At 53.7% G+C, this 15772-nt stretch carries 29 protein-coding genes and 1 rRNA gene; 1 reads left to right on the top strand and 29 read right to left on the bottom strand.

Annotated features, from left to right (window positions below; genetic code table 11):
* From PG892_RS10205 to rpsJ, 29 genes are all read right to left on the bottom strand, one after another.
* Positions 1-65 (bottom strand): 16S ribosomal RNA (locus PG892_RS10205); the annotation flags it as partial.
* Positions 66-863: 798 nt separating this feature from the next.
* Positions 864-1247 carry a 50S ribosomal protein L17 gene (gene rplQ, locus PG892_RS10200; protein WP_005307999.1) on the bottom strand — a complete coding sequence of 128 codons (384 nt, stop codon included), beginning with the start codon at positions 1245-1247 and terminating at the stop codon, positions 864-866.
* Positions 1248-1290: 43 nt separating this feature from the next.
* On the bottom strand, positions 1291-2280 hold the full coding sequence (locus tag PG892_RS10195; protein ID WP_005307997.1) for a DNA-directed RNA polymerase subunit alpha: 990 nt from the start codon (positions 2278-2280) through the stop codon (positions 1291-1293).
* Between the two features lie 25 nt (positions 2281-2305).
* Complete coding sequence (gene rpsD / locus PG892_RS10190; protein WP_010672568.1) at positions 2306-2926, bottom strand: 30S ribosomal protein S4; 621 nt, start codon at positions 2924-2926, stop codon at positions 2306-2308.
* 39 nt (positions 2927-2965) lie between these two features.
* Positions 2966-3355, bottom strand: a complete 390-nt coding sequence (gene rpsK / locus PG892_RS10185) for a 30S ribosomal protein S11 (RefSeq protein WP_005319702.1) — start codon at positions 3353-3355, stop codon at positions 2966-2968.
* Positions 3356-3369: 14 nt separating this feature from the next.
* Positions 3370-3726: a 30S ribosomal protein S13 gene (gene rpsM, locus PG892_RS10180; protein ID WP_005307991.1), complete on the bottom strand. Its 357-nt coding sequence runs from the start codon at positions 3724-3726 to the stop codon at positions 3370-3372.
* A gap of 139 nt (positions 3727-3865) precedes the next feature.
* Positions 3866-3979 carry a 50S ribosomal protein L36 gene (rpmJ, locus tag PG892_RS10175; RefSeq protein WP_005319705.1) on the bottom strand — a complete coding sequence of 38 codons (114 nt, stop codon included), beginning with the start codon at positions 3977-3979 and terminating at the stop codon, positions 3866-3868.
* Positions 3980-4006: 27 nt separating this feature from the next.
* Positions 4007-5335, bottom strand: coding sequence for a preprotein translocase subunit SecY (gene secY / locus PG892_RS10170; RefSeq protein WP_010672567.1), 1329 nt, complete (start codon positions 5333-5335; stop codon positions 4007-4009).
* An 8-nt stretch (positions 5336-5343) separates the two neighbouring features.
* On the bottom strand, positions 5344-5781 hold the full coding sequence (gene rplO, locus PG892_RS10165; RefSeq protein WP_005307987.1) for a 50S ribosomal protein L15: 438 nt from the start codon (positions 5779-5781) through the stop codon (positions 5344-5346).
* 2 nt (positions 5782-5783) lie between these two features.
* Entirely contained in the window at positions 5784-5963 is a 180-nt protein-coding gene (gene rpmD / locus PG892_RS10160) for a 50S ribosomal protein L30 (protein WP_005307985.1), read from the bottom strand.
* A 6-nt stretch (positions 5964-5969) separates the two neighbouring features.
* On the bottom strand, positions 5970-6470 hold the full coding sequence (gene rpsE / locus PG892_RS10155; protein ID WP_005340605.1) for a 30S ribosomal protein S5: 501 nt from the start codon (positions 6468-6470) through the stop codon (positions 5970-5972).
* A 14-nt stretch (positions 6471-6484) separates the two neighbouring features.
* Positions 6485-6838, bottom strand: coding sequence for a 50S ribosomal protein L18 (gene rplR, locus PG892_RS10150; RefSeq protein ID WP_010672566.1), 354 nt, complete (start codon positions 6836-6838; stop codon positions 6485-6487).
* Positions 6839-6847: 9 nt separating this feature from the next.
* Positions 6848-7381, bottom strand: coding sequence for a 50S ribosomal protein L6 (gene rplF / locus PG892_RS10145; RefSeq protein ID WP_010672565.1), 534 nt, complete (start codon positions 7379-7381; stop codon positions 6848-6850).
* A 13-nt stretch (positions 7382-7394) separates the two neighbouring features.
* On the bottom strand, positions 7395-7787 hold the full coding sequence (gene rpsH / locus PG892_RS10140; RefSeq protein ID WP_010672564.1) for a 30S ribosomal protein S8: 393 nt from the start codon (positions 7785-7787) through the stop codon (positions 7395-7397).
* A 19-nt stretch (positions 7788-7806) separates the two neighbouring features.
* Positions 7807-8112, bottom strand: coding sequence for a 30S ribosomal protein S14 (gene rpsN, locus PG892_RS10135; RefSeq protein ID WP_005331161.1), 306 nt, complete (start codon positions 8110-8112; stop codon positions 7807-7809).
* 10 nt (positions 8113-8122) lie between these two features.
* Positions 8123-8662 (bottom strand): 50S ribosomal protein L5, encoded by a 540-nt coding sequence (gene rplE, locus PG892_RS10130; protein WP_005331162.1) that lies wholly within the window; start codon positions 8660-8662, stop codon positions 8123-8125.
* A 13-nt stretch (positions 8663-8675) separates the two neighbouring features.
* Positions 8676-8993, bottom strand: coding sequence for a 50S ribosomal protein L24 (rplX, locus tag PG892_RS10125; RefSeq protein WP_005307977.1), 318 nt, complete (start codon positions 8991-8993; stop codon positions 8676-8678).
* An 11-nt stretch (positions 8994-9004) separates the two neighbouring features.
* Positions 9005-9373, bottom strand: coding sequence for a 50S ribosomal protein L14 (gene rplN / locus PG892_RS10120; RefSeq protein ID WP_005307975.1), 369 nt, complete (start codon positions 9371-9373; stop codon positions 9005-9007).
* Positions 9374-9521: 148 nt separating this feature from the next.
* A complete protein-coding gene (gene rpsQ / locus PG892_RS10115) occupies positions 9522-9770 on the bottom strand; it encodes a 30S ribosomal protein S17 (RefSeq protein WP_005307966.1) in 249 nt (82 codons plus the stop codon).
* Entirely contained in the window at positions 9770-9961 is a 192-nt protein-coding gene (gene rpmC / locus PG892_RS10110) for a 50S ribosomal protein L29 (protein ID WP_005307965.1), read from the bottom strand. The genes rpsQ and rpmC overlap by 1 nt, the downstream gene beginning before the upstream one ends.
* On the bottom strand, positions 9961-10374 hold the full coding sequence (rplP, locus tag PG892_RS10105; RefSeq protein ID WP_010672562.1) for a 50S ribosomal protein L16: 414 nt from the start codon (positions 10372-10374) through the stop codon (positions 9961-9963). The genes rpmC and rplP overlap by 1 nt, the downstream gene beginning before the upstream one ends.
* Positions 10375-10387: 13 nt before the next feature.
* Entirely contained in the window at positions 10388-11101 is a 714-nt protein-coding gene (rpsC, locus tag PG892_RS10100; RefSeq protein ID WP_005331168.1) for a 30S ribosomal protein S3, read from the bottom strand.
* 3 nt (positions 11102-11104) lie between these two features.
* Positions 11105-11449 (bottom strand): 50S ribosomal protein L22, encoded by a 345-nt coding sequence (rplV, locus tag PG892_RS10095; protein ID WP_010672561.1) that lies wholly within the window; start codon positions 11447-11449, stop codon positions 11105-11107.
* A gap of 10 nt (positions 11450-11459) precedes the next feature.
* Complete coding sequence (gene rpsS, locus PG892_RS10090; RefSeq protein WP_005307960.1) at positions 11460-11738, bottom strand: 30S ribosomal protein S19; 279 nt, start codon at positions 11736-11738, stop codon at positions 11460-11462.
* A 22-nt stretch (positions 11739-11760) separates the two neighbouring features.
* The gene (gene rplB, locus PG892_RS10085; RefSeq protein WP_244053341.1) at positions 11761-12582 is read right to left on the bottom strand and encodes a 50S ribosomal protein L2; all 822 of its coding nucleotides are present in this window, start codon (positions 12580-12582) and stop codon (positions 11761-11763) included.
* A gap of 15 nt (positions 12583-12597) precedes the next feature.
* Entirely contained in the window at positions 12598-12900 is a 303-nt protein-coding gene (gene rplW, locus PG892_RS10080) for a 50S ribosomal protein L23 (protein WP_005307955.1), read from the bottom strand.
* On the bottom strand, positions 12897-13502 hold the full coding sequence (gene rplD / locus PG892_RS10075; RefSeq protein WP_005340616.1) for a 50S ribosomal protein L4: 606 nt from the start codon (positions 13500-13502) through the stop codon (positions 12897-12899). Before rplD ends, rplW begins: the two co-directional genes overlap by 4 nt.
* A gap of 17 nt (positions 13503-13519) precedes the next feature.
* The gene (gene rplC / locus PG892_RS10070) at positions 13520-14152 is read right to left on the bottom strand and encodes a 50S ribosomal protein L3 (RefSeq protein ID WP_010672559.1); all 633 of its coding nucleotides are present in this window, start codon (positions 14150-14152) and stop codon (positions 13520-13522) included.
* A 22-nt stretch (positions 14153-14174) separates the two neighbouring features.
* Positions 14175-14486, bottom strand: coding sequence for a 30S ribosomal protein S10 (gene rpsJ, locus PG892_RS10065; protein ID WP_005307944.1), 312 nt, complete (start codon positions 14484-14486; stop codon positions 14175-14177).
* 355 nt (positions 14487-14841) lie between these two features.
* On the opposite strand from rpsJ, the gene PG892_RS10060 reads away from it, so the two are divergent.
* Positions 14842-15756 carry a DMT family transporter gene (locus PG892_RS10060; RefSeq protein WP_041214072.1) on the top strand — a complete coding sequence of 305 codons (915 nt, stop codon included), beginning with the start codon at positions 14842-14844 and terminating at the stop codon, positions 15754-15756.
* Positions 15757-15772: the final 16 nt, after the last annotated feature.

Here is a 15772-nt window from a genome sequence, read left to right as displayed (position 1 = left end):
TCGACTTGCATGTGTTAGGCCTGCCGCCAGCGTTCAATCTGAGCCATGATCAAACTCTTCAATTTAAGTTTGGTTGCTTCGAAAAGCGGCTCAATGAATTGCTGAATTAACTGCTGCAACTTTCGTTGCTTTGGTCACTTCATCAGACATTGAAAATCAAAAATTGTTTTTGATGCTCGATGCTGTGAGTGCCCACACAGATTGCTTGATTCAAATTGTTAAAGAGCGACGCAGCTTTTGGCTGCTGCGGGAGTGGCATTCTACTCAACCGCCTTCTCGAGTCAAGCCTTATTTTACGAGGCTTTTCGAGGCTACCGACCGGCTTGTTTGCGTTGCCGCTTGCCCTGTCGATGGAGGCGCATTATAGGGAGCGAATTCGTTCTGGCAACCCCTCCTCTGCAATAAAATTGCAGAAATCGGCACTTTTTTAGTTATTCATATCCAGGCACAGCTTTTATACAAACTTATCCACAGAAACAAGCCCTCAACGGCACTATAGCCGCCACACTCCATGACTCATGGCCTACTTATACGACAAATGAACGATGACATTGCCCTACTCTGGGCTATGCAACAGAACCCCTGTCGTTTAGGCAGAGATAAACGACTTAAATATAGAGACTATTGAAAAATCATCTCTCACTTACAAAACGAGGCAGTAGAGGCAGTAGAGGCAGTAGAGGCAGTAGAGGCAGTAGAGGCAGTAGAGGCAGTAGAGGCAGTAGAGGCAGTAGAGGCAGTAGAGGCAGTAGAGGCAGTAGAGGCAGTAGAGGCAGTAGAGGCAGTAGAGGCAGTAGAGGCAGTAGAGGCAGTATCAAAATCCACTAAAAGAAAAGCCGGGACAAGCCCGGCTTTTTCTTTTATCACTCAGCAGCTGCTTCAGCAGCTGCCGGGCGGTCTACCAGCTCAATGTAAGCCATAGGAGCGTTGTCGCCAGCACGGAAACCGCATTTCAGAATGCGAGTATAACCGCCGGCGCGCTCCAGGTAGCGCGGGCCCAGTTCATTGAACAGCTTAGCCACGATCGCGTTATCGCGAGTACGGGCAAATGCCAGGCGACGATTAGCAACGCTATCAGTCTTGGCAAGGGTGATCAGCGGTTCAACTACACGACGCAGCTCTTTTGCCTTAGGCAGAGTCGTCTTGATGATCTCATGACGAACCAGGGAGCTGGCCATGTTGCGGAACATAGCCTGACGATGGCTGCTGTTCCGGTTCAGTTGACGACCACTCAAACGATGGCGCATGACCTTATCCTTCTAACTAAATCTGTGAAACCCGTAATCTGGATTACTCGTCAGCGATGCTGGCGGGCGGCCAGTTCTCAAGGCGCATGCCAAGAGACAGACCACGGGAGGCCAACACGTCCTTGATCTCAGTCAGGGACTTCTTACCGAGGTTAGGAGTCTTAAGCAACTCAACTTCGGTACGCTGTACCAGATCACCAATATAGTGGATAGCTTCTGCCTTCAGACAGTTCGCTGAACGAACTGTCAGCTCCAAATCATCGACAGGACGCAACAGAATCGGATCAAACTCGGGTTTCTCTTCTTTCTTCTCGGGCACGCTGACATCGCGCAGATCCACGAAGGCTTCCAGTTGCTCTGCCAGAATAGTGGCGGAACGACGGATGGCTTCTTCCGGATCCAGAGTACCATTGGTCTCCATGTCGATAACCAGCTTGTCCAAGTCGGTGCGCTGTTCCACACGTGCCGCCTCGACATTGTAGGCGATGCGAACGATGGGGCTGAACGCGGAGTCCAGCAGCAGGCGACCGATAGGACGCTCTTCATCATCGTTGTGAACACGAGCAGAAGCAGGCACATAACCACGACCGCGCTGAACTTTCAGGCGCATGCTGATCTCAGCATTGGCACCAGTCAGGTGGCAGATTACGTGCTCCGGGTTTACGATCTCGACTTCATCACCGTGAGTGATATCACCAGCGGTAACGGGGCCTGTTCCAGACTTGGTCAGGGACAGAGTTACCTCGTCCTTGCCTTCCAGCTTCACAGCGATACCTTTCAGGTTGAGCAGGATTTCAAGAATGTCTTCCTGTACACCTTCTTTGCTGCTGTACTCGTGCAGTACTCCGTCGATCTCGACTTCAGTAACCGCACAACCGGGCATAGATGACAGCAAAATACGACGCAGGGCATTGCCCAACGTGTGGCCAAAGCCACGCTCAAGCGGCTCGAGAGTCACTTTCGCGTGAGTCGGGCTAACTTGCTCGATGTCAACTAGCCGCGGTTTAAGAAAATCTGTTACAGAACCCAGCATTGTGTCCTCTCTTTAGAAGCTAGCTTTACTTGGAGTAAAGCTCGACGATCAGCTGTTCGTTAATGTCGGCAGACAGGTCGGAACGCTCCGGCAGGCGCTTGAAGGCACCTTCCATCTTAGCAGCGTCAACCTCTACCCAAGTCGGCTTCTCGCGCTGACCAGCAACTTCCAGGGAAGCTTTGATACGCGCTTGCTTCTTAGCCTTCTCGCGAACGCAGATCACGTCCTCAGGGGATACCTGGAAAGAAGGAACATTCACAACGCGGCCGTTTACCATGATGGCTTTGTGGCTCACCAGCTGACGAGATTCAGCACGAGTGGCGCCGAAGCCCATGCGGTAGACGACGTTGTCCAGACGACCTTCCAGCAGCTGCAACAGGTTTTCACCGGTGTTACCCTTTTGACGGGCAGCGTCGCGGTAGTAGTTGCGGAACTGTTTTTCCAATACGCCGTAGATACGACGTACTTTTTGTTTCTCGCGCAGTTGCACACCGTAGTCGGACAGACGCGCTTTACGCGCACCGTGTTGACCAGGAACGGTGTCAATCTTGCACTTAGAATCAATCGCACGAACACCAGACTTCAGGAAGAGGTCGGTGCCCTCACGACGGCTAAGCTTAAGCTTAGGACCGATATATCTTGCCATCTTCTTTCTCCAACAATCCTAGACCAAGTAGCTACAGCGTTACACGCGGCGCTTCTTGGGAGGACGACAACCGTTGTGCGGGATCGGAGTCACATCAGTAATGTTAGTGATGCGGAAACCAGCCGCGTTCAGAGCGCGGATGGAAGACTCACGACCGGGACCCGGACCTTTGACCATGACTTCCAGGTTCTTCACGCCGTATTCTTTGGCGATCTCACCAGCACGCTCAGCAGCTACCTGGGCAGCAAACGGAGTGGACTTACGGGAACCACGGAAACCGGAGCCACCAGAGGTAGCCCAAGACAGAGCATTGCCCTGACGGTCAGTAATGGTCACGATTGTGTTGTTGAAAGATGCATGAACGTGCGCAATACCGTCGCTCACTTGCTTTTTAACGCGCTTGCGAGCACGAGTCGGAGTTTTAGCCATTTTCTACCTTCCCGTTACTTCTTGATAGCCTTGCGCGGACCCTTACGGGTACGAGCGTTGGTCTTGGTACGTTGACCACGAACAGGCAGGCTACGACGGTGACGCAAACCACGGTAGCAACCCAGATCCATCAATCGCTTGATGTTCATGGAAATCTGACGACGCAGGTCACCTTCGACGGTGAATTTACCTACTTGTTCACGCAGACTCTCGATCTGAGCTTCGTCCAGGTCTTTAATTTTCACATTCTCAGCGATACCGGCTGCGGCACAGATGGCCTTGGAGCGGGTACGACCGACGCCATAAATAGCAGTCAACGCAATGACTGCATGTTTATGGTCAGGAATGTTAATGCCAGCGATACGGGCCACTATTCACTCCTACATATAGTAGATAACGACCACCACAAAGCCCGTGAGCGGATACGTGGCGGTCAACCAATACACAACAAAAGTTGGCTGGCTATATTAGCCAGCACAACTATTTGTTGCAAGTACTAACCGTAAAAAATTAGCCTTGGCGCTGTTTATGCTTTGGCTCGCTGCAAATCACACGCACCACACCGTGACGCTTGATGATTTTGCAGTTACGGCAGATTGCCTTAACGGAAGCACGAACTTTCATTGCTTAACTCCGTAACTACGCCGACCTTTAGCGGCCGTAGCCCTTCAGGTTGGCCTTCCTCAGGACGTCGCCATATTGATGAGACATCATATGGGTCTGAACCTGAGCCATGAAGTCCATGATAACTACCACGATAATCAGCAGCGAGGTGCCACCGAAGTAGAACTGTACGTTCCAGGCAGTCATCAGGAACTGGGGTACCAGACAGATAAAGGTAATATAGAGCGCACCTGCCAATGTCAGGCGAGTCATAACCTTATCGATGTAACGTGCTGTCTGCTCGCCCGGGCGGATCCCCGGGATAAAGGCTCCACTCTTCTTCAGGTTATCTGCTGTCTCGCGGGGGTTGAACACCAGCGCGGTATAGAAGAAGCAGAAGAAGATAATGGCTGCTGCATAGAGCATCTCGTACAAGGGCTGACCCGGCTGCAGGACCATAGAGACCTGTTGCAGAATGTCAGCGATCTTGCCCTCGCCCTGACCAAACCAGGAGGTAATGGTACCCGGGAAGAGGATGATGCTGGATGCGAAAATCGCAGGAATCACACCGGCCATATTCACTTTCAACGGCAGGTGTGTGCTTTGCGCAGCGAATACCTGGCGGCCTTGTTGACGCTTGGCATAGTTAACGACGATACGACGCTGACCACGCTCCACGAACACCACAAAGTAAGTCACAGCGAAAACAATCAAGCCCAGCAACAACAACAGCAGGATGTGCAATTCCCCTTGACGTGCCTGTTCGGCCGTAGCGCCAATGGCATGAGGCAGACCGGCGACGATACCTGTGAAGATAATCAACGAGATACCATTACCAATCCCACGCTCGGTAATCTGTTCACCCAACCACATCAAGAACATGGTACCGGTGACCAGACTCACAACGGCTGTGAAATAGAAGCCCAAACCCGGATGAGTCACGAGTCCTTGCATCATATTCGGCAGACCTGTTGCAATACCAATGGCCTGGAACGTTCCCAAAACCAGCGTGCCCCAACGGGTATATTGGCTAATCTTGCGACGGCCGGATTCACCTTCTTTCTTGAGTTCAGCAAGAGCAGGGTGAACCACAGTCAGCAGCTGGATAATAATCGACGCCGAAATGTACGGCATGATCCCCAGTGCAAGAATAGAAGCACGCGAGAGTGCACCACCACTGAACATGTTGAACATCTCAATGATGGTGCCCTTCTGTTGTTGGAACAACTCGGCCAGTACGGCGGCGTCAATACCAGGGATCGGCACATAAGAGCCTGCACGGAACACGATAATTGCCCCGAGAACGAAGAGCAGACGGCTCTTCAGTTCGCTCAGACCACCTTGTGCTTTAACATCCAATCCTGGTTTCTTAGCCATTGTACTGATTATTCCTCGATTTTACCGCCAGCGGCCTCGATGGCTGCACGTGCACCCTTGGTGACGGACAGACCACGAACGGTCACAGCACGGTCAATGTTGCCAGACAGAACAACTTTAGCGAACACGATGTTTTTGGTAATAACACCGGCTTGCTTCAGAGTGCTCACGTCGACCACATCACCTTCTACCAGGGCGATTTCGTTCAGGCGCACTTCGGCAGAAACCAAAGATTTGCGAGAGAAGAAACCGAACTTCGGCAGACGGATTTTCAAAGGCATCTGGCCGCCTTCGAAACCGTTGCGGACCTTGCCGCCACCGGAACGAGAGGTCTGACCTTTAACACCACGACCACCGGTCTTGCCCAGACCAGAACCGATACCACGGCCCGGACGGTGCTTGACGCGCTTGGAGCCAGCGGCCGGAGACAGAGTATTCAGACGCATGCTTAGCCCTCCACCTTAACCATGTAATAAACCTGGTTGATCATGCCGCGTACGCAGGGAGTATCTTCCAGCTCAACGGTGTGACCAATGCGACGCAGACCCAGACCACGCAGAGTCGCCTTGTGCTTTGGCAGACGGCCGATAGAGCTGCGAGTTTGAGTTACTTTTACAGTGTTAGCCATGTCGCATTACCCCAGAATTTCTTCAACGCGCAGACCACGCTTGGCCGCGATCTGTTCCGGTGATTGACCGTGAACCAGAGCGTCGACAGTTGCGCGAACAACGTTGATTGGGTTGGTGGAACCGTAGGTCTTGGCCAGCACGTTGTGGATACCAGCAACTTCCAGTACGGCACGCATGGCGCCGCCTGCAATGATACCAGTACCTTGGGAGGCCGGCTTCATGAACACGGTGGAACCAGAGTGAACGCCACGCACCGGGTGGTGCAGGGTGCCGTTGTTCAGCTCAACCTTGTTCAGGTTACGCTTAGCCTGTTCCATCGCCTTTTGAATGGCGGCCGGAACTTCACGGGCCTTACCGTAACCGTAACCTACACGGCCGTTACCATCACCCACCACGGTCAACGCGGTGAAGGACATGATACGACCACCTTTAACAGTTTTCGAAACACGGTTTACTGCAATGAGCTTTTCTTGCAGTTCGCCGGCTTGAGATTCGACTTTAGCCATCTTCGACTCCTAGCTTAGAACTGAAGACCAGCGTCACGAGCAGCGGCAGCCAGAGCGGCTACACGACCGTGATACTTGAAACCGGAACGATCGAAAGATACGTTCTGAACGCCTTTGGCAATAGCACGCTCAGCGATAGCCTTACCTACAGCGGTAGCAGCATCTGCGTTACCGGTGTATTTCAGAGCTTCACTGATGGCTTTCTCTACTGTGGAAGCAGAGGCCAGAACTTCGGAACCGTTGGCTGCAATAACCTGCGCATAGATATGACGCGGGGTACGGTGAACAACCAGACGGGTAGCTCCCAGTTCCTGCATCTTTTTCCGAGCACGAGTAGCACGACGGAGACGAGCTGCTTTCTTGTCCATAGTGTTACCTTACTTCTTCTTAGCTTCTTTAGTACGCACTTGCTCGTTGGCATAGCGTACACCCTTGCCCTTGTAGGGCTCCGGAGCGCGGTAAGCACGGATATCGGCGGCGACTTGGCCAACCAGCTGCTTGTCCACACCACGCAGAACGATCTCGGTGGCGGACGGACATTCAGCGGTGACACCAGCCGGCAGCGCATGCTCTACCGGGTGAGAGAAGCCCAGTGCCAGCGCAACAGCATTGCCCTTGATGGAGGCTTTGTAACCTACACCAACCAGCTGCAGCTTGCGCTCGAAGCCTTGGGTAACACCGACTACCATGTTGTTGACCAATGCACGGGCAGTACCGGCCTGAGCGTCAGCACCAGCGATGCCATCGCGCGGGGCGAACTTCAGTACATTGTCTTCTTTGGTCACTTCTACACCGGCGTGGATGGAACGAACCAGGGAACCCTTGCCACCTTTGATGGACAGTTCTTGGCCGTTCAGAGTCACCTCTACGCCAGCAGGAATAGTGACGGGTGCCTTAGCAACGCGAGACATTTCCGACCTCCTATTAAGCGACGTAGCAGATGATCTCACCACCCATGCTTGCCTTGCGGGCAGCACGGTCGGTCATCACACCTTTAGACGTGGACACGATAGCAACACCGAGACCGCCCATGACTTTCGGCAGATCAGTAGTGCGCTTGTAAATACGCAGGCCGGGACGGCTCACGCGTTGGATCAGTTCTACAACCGGCTTGCCCTGGAAATACTTCAGTTCGATTTCCAGTTCCGGTTTCACGTCACCAGCTACGTTGTAGCCAGCGATGTAACCTTCTTCTTTCAGCACTTTGGCGATAGCCACTTTCAGCTTGGAAGAAGGCATGGAAACCGCAACTTTGCTCGCCGCCTGACCGTTACGGATGCGGGTCAGCATATCCGCGATCGGATCTTGCATGCTCATAGTCTAACTCCCGAGATTCTTACCAAGAGGCCTTTTTGAGGCCCGGAATTTCGCCCTTCATGGCATGCTCACGCACCTTGATGCGAGAGAGGCCAAACTTCCGCAGGAAACCGTGCGGACGACCAGTGATGTTGCAACGGTTACGCTGGCGGGACGGACTGGAATCACGGGGCAGCTGTTGCAGTTGCAAGACAGCATCCCAACGCGCTTCTTCAGAAGCGTTCATATCAACGATGATAGCTTTCAGCTCGGTACGCTTGGTCGCGAACTTGGCTGCCAGCTTCGCACGCTTTGCTTCACGTGCTTTCATGGATGTTTTAGCCATAACCCTAACCTTACTTGCGGAATGGGAAGTTAAAGGCAGCCAGCAGAGCACGGCCTTCTTCGTCGGTATTCGCGGAAGTGGTGATGGTGATATCCAGACCACGGACGCGATCGACCTTGTCATAGTCGATTTCCGGGAAGATGATTTGCTCACGCACGCCCATGGAGTAGTTACCACGGCCATCGAACGCCTTGGCGTTCAGACCACGGAAGTCACGGATACGCGGTACGGAGATGCAAATCAGCCGTTCCAGGAACTCCCACATACGCTCGCCACGCAGGGTTACTTTACAACCTATCGGGTAGCCTTCACGAATCTTGAAGCCCGCAACAGATTTGCGTGCTTTGGTGATCAGCGGCTTCTGACCGGAAATGGCAGCCATATCGGCAGCAGCATTTTCCAGCAACTTCTTGTCAGAGATCGCTTCACCAACACCCATGTTCAGGGTGATTTTCTCGATCCGAGGGACTTGCATGATAGTCTTGTAACCGAACTGCTTGGACAGTTCATTTACTACATCGGATTTGTAGTAATCATGCAGTTTCGCCATCGTTAAACTCCAATTACTTCACAAGTTCGCCGGTGGATTTGAAGAAACGGACTTTCTTGCCGTCTTCAATCCGGAAACCAACGCGGTCAGCCTTGCCAGTGGCAGAGTTGAACAGCGCGACGTTAGATACATCGATGGGGGCTTCTTTGGTGACGATGCCGCCAGCCTGACCCAGTGCGGGTACCGGCTTTTGGTGTTTCTTCACCTGGTTGATGCCTTCCACGATTACCTTACCTTTTGCAATCAGGACTTGAGTGACTTTGCCACGCTTGCCCTTGTCTTTGCCGGTAAGAACAATTACTTCGTCTTCGCGACGGATTTTAGCTGCCATCGTTCGACTCCTTACAGTACTTCGGGTGCCAGGGACACAATCTTCATGAACTTCTCGTTACGGAGTTCACGGGTCACCGGGCCAAAAATACGAGTACCGATTGGCTGTTGGTTGTTGTTAAGCAACACAGCCGCATTGTTGTCGAAACGGATGACAGAGCCGTCCGGACGACGAACGCCTTTACGGGTGCGTACGACCACCGCGTTATACACATCACCTTTCTTCACTTTACCGCGAGGAATGGCTTCCTTGATGGAAACCTTGATGATGTCGCCGATGCCGGCATAACGGCGGTGCGAACCACCCAGAACCTTAATACACATTACACTGCGAGCGCCGGAGTTGTCGGCAACACCCAGCATACTTTGCATCTGGATCATCTTAGTGCTCCGCTTTGTTTACTTCTTATCCCTGATGGGATCTGGCTGCCTTCAAAAGGCGCGAAACTATAACACAGCTATTTTTGAAAAGGTAGCCTAAAAAACAAACGGCCCCGATGGGGGGCCGTTTGGGCTAAAAAGTACCGAATTAGGCCTTTTCTACGACAGCAACCAGGGTCCAGGACTTGGTCTTGGACAGCGGGCGGCACTCGCGGATTTCCACGAGATCGCCAGCCTTGCACTCGTTGTTCTCGTCATGCACGTGCAGCTTGGTAGTACGCTTGATGATCTTACCGTAGATCGGGTGCTTTACCTTGCGCTCGATAGCGACGGTGATGGACTTGTCCATCTTGTCGCTGATTACACGACCTTGCAGAGTACGGATCTTGTCAGTCATTACGCACCTGCCTTCTCAGTCAGTACAGTCTTGATACGTGCGACGTCACGACGCACTTGTTTCAGAGTGTGAGTCTGAGCCAGCTGGCCGGTGGAAGCTTGCATGCGCATGTTGAATTGCTCACGCAGCAGACCCAGCAGCTCCTGGTTCAGTTCTTCGACGCTCTTTTGACGCAGATCTTGGGCTTTCATCACATCACCGTCTTAATTACGAAAGTGGTCTGAACAGACAGCTTAGCTGCGGCCAGGGCAAACGCTTCACGCGCCAGAGCCTCAGGTACACCATCCATCTCGTACAGAACCTTGCCAGGCTGGATCGGGCAAACCCAGTATTCCACGTTACCCTTACCTTTACCCATACGAACTTCGAGGGGCTTTTCGGTGATGGGCTTGTCCGGGAACACACGGATCCAGATCTTGCCTTGACGCTTAACGTGACGGGTCATGGCACGACGGGCTGCTTCGATTTGACGAGCAGTCAGTTGACCACGAGATGTCGCCTTCAGGCCAAAGGTACCGAAGGATACTTCGTTACCGGCATTGGCCAGACCGCGGTTACGACCCTTGTGGGTCTTGCGGAATTTAGTACGCTTAGGTTGCAACATTTACCGAATCTCCTTACTTGGCAGCGCGGCGCTTGTTGTCACGCTTGGGCTTCGCAGGAGCTTGCTCTTGAGCAGCGGCAGCATTGACTGCAGCCAGACCGCCCAGAACTTCGCCCTTGAAGATCCAAACTTTAACGCCGATCACACCGTAAGTGGTGTGGGCTTCAGAAGTTGCGTAGTCGATGTCGGCGCGCAGGGTGTGCAGGGGCACACGACCTTCACGGTACCATTCGGTACGCGCGATTTCAGCGCCGCCCAGACGGCCGGAAACTTCCACTTTGATGCCCTTGGCACCCAGGCGCATGGCGTTCTGTACGGCGCGCTTCATAGCACGACGGAACATTACGCGACGCTCCAGCTGGGAAGTGATGCTGTCGGCAACCAGTTTGCCATCCAGCTCCGGCTTGCGGACTTCGGAAATGTTGATCTGAGCAGGCACGCCAGCGATTGCGGCTACAGCTTTGCGCAGTTTTTCAACGTCTTCGCCTTTCTTGCCGATCACGACACCCGGACGAGCGGTGTGAATGGTCACACGGATGCTCTTGGCCGGACGCTCGATAGTGATCTTGGACAAGGAAGCGTTTTTCAGCTCCTTGGTCAGGAACTGGCGTACTTGGAAATCGCTGTACAGGTTGTCAGCGAAGTCTTTGGTGTTCGCGAACCAGGTAGAATTCCAAGGCTTGGTAATACCCAGGCGAATGCCATTAGGATGTACTTTCTGACCCATTGCTTATCTCCCAGCCTTAGCGTCGGATACCACTACAGTGATGTGAGCGGTACGCTTGAGGATACGATCCGCGCGACCTTTGGCACGCGGGCGGATGCGCTTCATGGAGGGACCTTCGTCTACCATGATGGTGGCAACACGCAGGGTGTCGATATCGGCACCTTCGTTGTGCTCAGCGTTGGCAATGGCAGATTCCAGCACTTTCTTCACCAGAACAGCAGCCTTTTTCGGGCTGAAGGTCAGGATGTTCAGAGCCTTGTCTACGGACAGACCACGTACTTGATCGGCTACCAGACGAGCTTTCTGGGCAGAAGTACGGGCATAACGGTGTTTAGCGATAGCTTCCATCATTTATCCCTTAGCGCTTCTTAGCCTTCTTATCAGCAGCATGGCCGCGATAAGTACGAGTCGGTGCGAATTCACCCAGTTTGTGACCGATCATTTCTTCGGTAACGAAAACCGGAACGTGCTGACGACCATTATGGACAGCGATGGTCAAACCGATCATGTTCGGGATGATCATTGAACGACGGGACCAGGTCTTAACCGGCTTTTTATCCCCGCTTTCCACCGCTTTCTCTACCTTCTTCAGCAAGTGCAGGTCGATAAATGGACCCTTCTTGAGAGAACGTGGCATGGTGATTCCTCTATGTTAACAATTACTTGTTACGACGACGTACGATGTACTTGTCGGTACGCTTGTTCTTACGGGTCTTGAAGCCCTTAGCCTTCTGGCCCCATGGGGACACAGGCTGCATGCCCTTGTTACGACCCTCACCACCACCGTGCGGGTGATCAACCGGGTTCATCGCCATACCGCGAACGGTCGGACGAATACCACGCCAGCGGTTAGCACCGGCTTTACCCAGTTGACGCAGCATGTGCTCGGAGTTACCCACTTCACCGATGGTAGCGCGGCACTCGGCCAGAACTTTACGTACTTCGCCGGAACGCAGACGCAGAGTTACATAGTTACCTTCACGAGCCAGGATCTGGATGAAAGTACCAGCGGAACGAGCCATCTGGGCACCTTTACCAGGCTTCATCTCTACGGCGTGAACGGTAGAACCGACCGGGATGTTGCGCATCGGCAGGGTGTTACCTACCTTGATGGCAGCATCAGCACCAGAGGCGATTGCATCACCAGCTTTCAGGCCTTTCGGAGCCAGGATGTAACGACGCTCACCGTCTGCATACAGCACCAGGGCGATGTTTGCGGTACGGTTAGGATCGTATTCCAGACGCTCAACTTTGGCCGGAATGCCGTCTTTGTCGCGCTTGAAGTCGATCAGACGGTAGTGTTGCTTGTGACCACCACCGATGTGACGAGTGGTGATACGACCGTTGTTGTTACGGCCACCGGACTTGCTTTTGCTGTCCAGCAGAGCGGCGAAGGGCTTGCCCTTGTACAGCTCTTGGTTGACGATCTTGACGACGTGGCGGCGGCCCGGAGAAGTAGGCTTGCACTTAACGATTGCCATTTTTCAGAACTCCTCTTACTCGGCTGCGCCCATGAAGTCGATGTCCTGACCAGCTTTCAGGGTCACATAAGCCTTTTTCCAATCGGAACGACGGCCTACGCGTGCACCTGCGCGCTTGGTCTTACCCTTCATGTTCAGGGTACGGACGGTCTCAACTTCGACCTCGAACAGTTTCGCAACTGCAGCTTTGACTTCCGCCTTGGTGGCATCAACAGCAACTTTGAACACGATAGTGTTCTGCTTTTCTGCGACCATGGTGCTCTTTTCAGAGATGTGCGGAGCCTTCAGAACTTTCAGCAGACGCTCTTCACGGATCATGCCAGCATCTCCTCGATTTGCTTAACTGCGTCAGCAGTCATCAGAACCTTGTCGAAAGCGATCAGGCTGACCGGGTCGATACCGGCAACGTCACGCACGTCAACTTTGTACAGGTTACGAGCAGCCAGGAACAGGTTCTCATCGACTTCAGCAGTCACGATCAGAACGTCAGTCAGTTCCATTTCTTTCAGCTTGGCGATCAGTTCTTTGGTCTTCGGCGCTTCGATGCCGAACTTCTCAACAACGATCAGGCGCTCTTGACGTACCAGCTCGGACAGGATGCTACGGATAGCGCCGCGGTACATCTTCTTGTTTACTTTCTGGCTGTGATCTTGCGGCTTAGCAGCAAAGGTCACACCACCGGAACGCCAGATGGGCGAACGGATGGAGCCAGCACGGGCACGACCAGTACCCTTCTGACGCCACGGCTTTTTGCCGCCACCAGACACTTCAGAGCGAGTCAGCTGCGCACGAGTACCCTGACGGGCACCAGCGGCATATGCAACGACAACCTGGTGAACCAGAGCTTCGTTGAATTCGCGCCCGAAGGTAGTCTCGGAAACTTCAAGAGCGCTCTTGGCGTCTTTCATTACCAATTCCATTACTATCTCCTCAGACGTTACGCTTTGACGGCAGGTTTAACGATCACGTTGCCGTTGGTTGCACCCGGTACTGCGCCTTTGATGAGCAGCAGGTTGCGTTCAGCGTCAACACGAACCAGTTCCAGGTTCTGAGTCGTTACACGCTCAGCACCCATGTGACCAGCCATCTTCTTGCCCTTGAATACACGGCCCGGGGTCTGGTTTTGACCGATGGAGCCAGGTACACGGTGGGACAGGGAGTTACCGTGGGTCATATCCTGGGTACGGAAGTTCCAGCGCTTAACAGTACCGGCAAAACCTTTACCCTTGGATGTGCCGGTAACGTCTACCAGCTTAACGTCAGCGAGAAGATCTACTTTCAGCTCGCTACCAACAGTGAAAGTTTCACCGTTGTTCAGGCGGAATTCCCACAGACCGCGACCGGCTTCTACACCAGCTTTGGCGAAGTGGCCAGCTTCCGGCTTGGTTACGCGGCTGGCTTTCTTGGCGCCAGTGGTAACCTGAATAGCGTTGTAGCCGTCGGTTTCTACAGATTTGACCTGAGTTACACGGTTAGCTTCAACTTCGATAACAGTCACCGGGATAGAAACGCCATCTTCAGTGAAGATGCGAGTCATACCCACTTTGCGACCTACAAGACCGATTGTCATTGTTATCAACCTCTTTCCGTAATTAACCCAGGCTGATCTGGACGTCTACACCAGCTGCCAGATCCAGACGCATCAGAGCGTCAACGGTCTTGTCAGTCGGTTCAACGATGTCTACCAGACGCTTGTGAGTGCGGATCTCGTACTGATCACGCGCGTCTTTGTTGACGTGCGGGGAGATCAGAACGGTGAAACGCTCTTTGCGAGTCGGCAGCGGGATAGGACCGCGAACCTGCGCGCCAGTGCGCTTAGCAGTTTCAACGATTTCCGCAGTGGATTGATCGATCAGGCGATGATCAAAAGCCTTCAGGCGGATACGGATTCTTTGGTTCTGCATTGACAGAGCTCCAATAGATAAAAGAACATAAATCAACACCGCCCGACCTGGATTACTCCCGCCAGAGGTGTGATTTTTCACGTTTCCTCCCATATCGGGAGGACTGTATGGCTGGCAACTCGTAAACGGGAAGCTTAGCAAGCAGACATATCGTCTGGCTGCCTCATGGGCAAGCGGAGAGGATTATACGGATTTTTTCCACTCACGCAAGTGAAGGCGGACAGATTGTGCGCAATTTTATGTGACAGATGGATCTCGCCAACGGCTGGGCAAGCCCTTGCCTGGCAGGGGTAACGACAATGTTGCAAACAGGCTGATAGACTGCGCCCTCGTCCCTGTCTGCGGAACCCATCCCATGCTCAAGAATCAGAAGAAAGCCTACCAGTACGGGCTCTGTGCCGTCGCCCTCTGGTCCACGGTGGCCAGCGCCTTCAAGATCTCCCTCGCCTACTTTGAACCGGTACAGCTGCTGCTGGTCGCGGCCTGCACCTCGACCCTGACCCTGGGGTGCATTGTGGCCTGTCAGGGCAAACTGCCACTACTGCTCGACTACATCAAGAGTCGCCCCCTCTACTACCTCGCTCTCGGGGTCCTGAACCCCTTTCTCTATTACCTGCTGCTGTTCAAGGCATATGATCTGCTGCCCGCCCAGCAGGCACAGACTCTCAACTACACCTGGGCCATCACCCTCAGCCTGCTGGCCGTTCCCTTCCTCGGTCAAAAGCTGCGCCGCCGCGATGGCGTCGCCATCGTGCTCGGCTATTTCGGCGCCCTGGTGATCGCCACCAGGGGGGACGTGTTCGGTCTGCAGTTCGACAGCCCCCTCGGCGTCACGCTGGCGCTGGTGTCGACCCTGATCTGGGCCGGTTACTGGATCCTCAACACCCGCAATCAGGGGGACCCCGTCGTCAGCCTGCTGCTCGGCTTCCTCATCAGCCTGCCCTTCATCATCGTGGCGACCTGGTTGCTCTCGGACTTTGCCATGACCGCCTGGCAGGGATGGGCTGGCGCCATCTATGTGGGGCTGTTCGAGATGGGTTTCGGTTTCGTGCTCTGGCTGATGGCCCTGCGCCACGCCACCAACACGGCCCCCATCAGCAACCTCATCTTCATCTCGCCGTTTGCCTCTTTGGTGCTGCTCAACCTGTTGATCGGCGAAACCATTCACCCGGCAACCCCCATCGGGCTGGTTCTCATCGTCGCCGCCCTGCTTATCCAGCAACTCAAATATGGCAAGCGCTACCGCAAGGTGAGCGACCCCCACCCCTGACAGACAAAGGGCGTAT

The sequence above is a fragment of the Aeromonas sp. QDB68 genome (assembly GCF_027707405.1).
Classification (GTDB): Bacteria; Pseudomonadota; Gammaproteobacteria; order Enterobacterales; family Aeromonadaceae; genus Aeromonas; species Aeromonas caviae.
The sequence above is the reverse complement of the archived record's forward strand: the minus strand, read 5'-3'. Positions and strand labels throughout refer to the sequence as shown.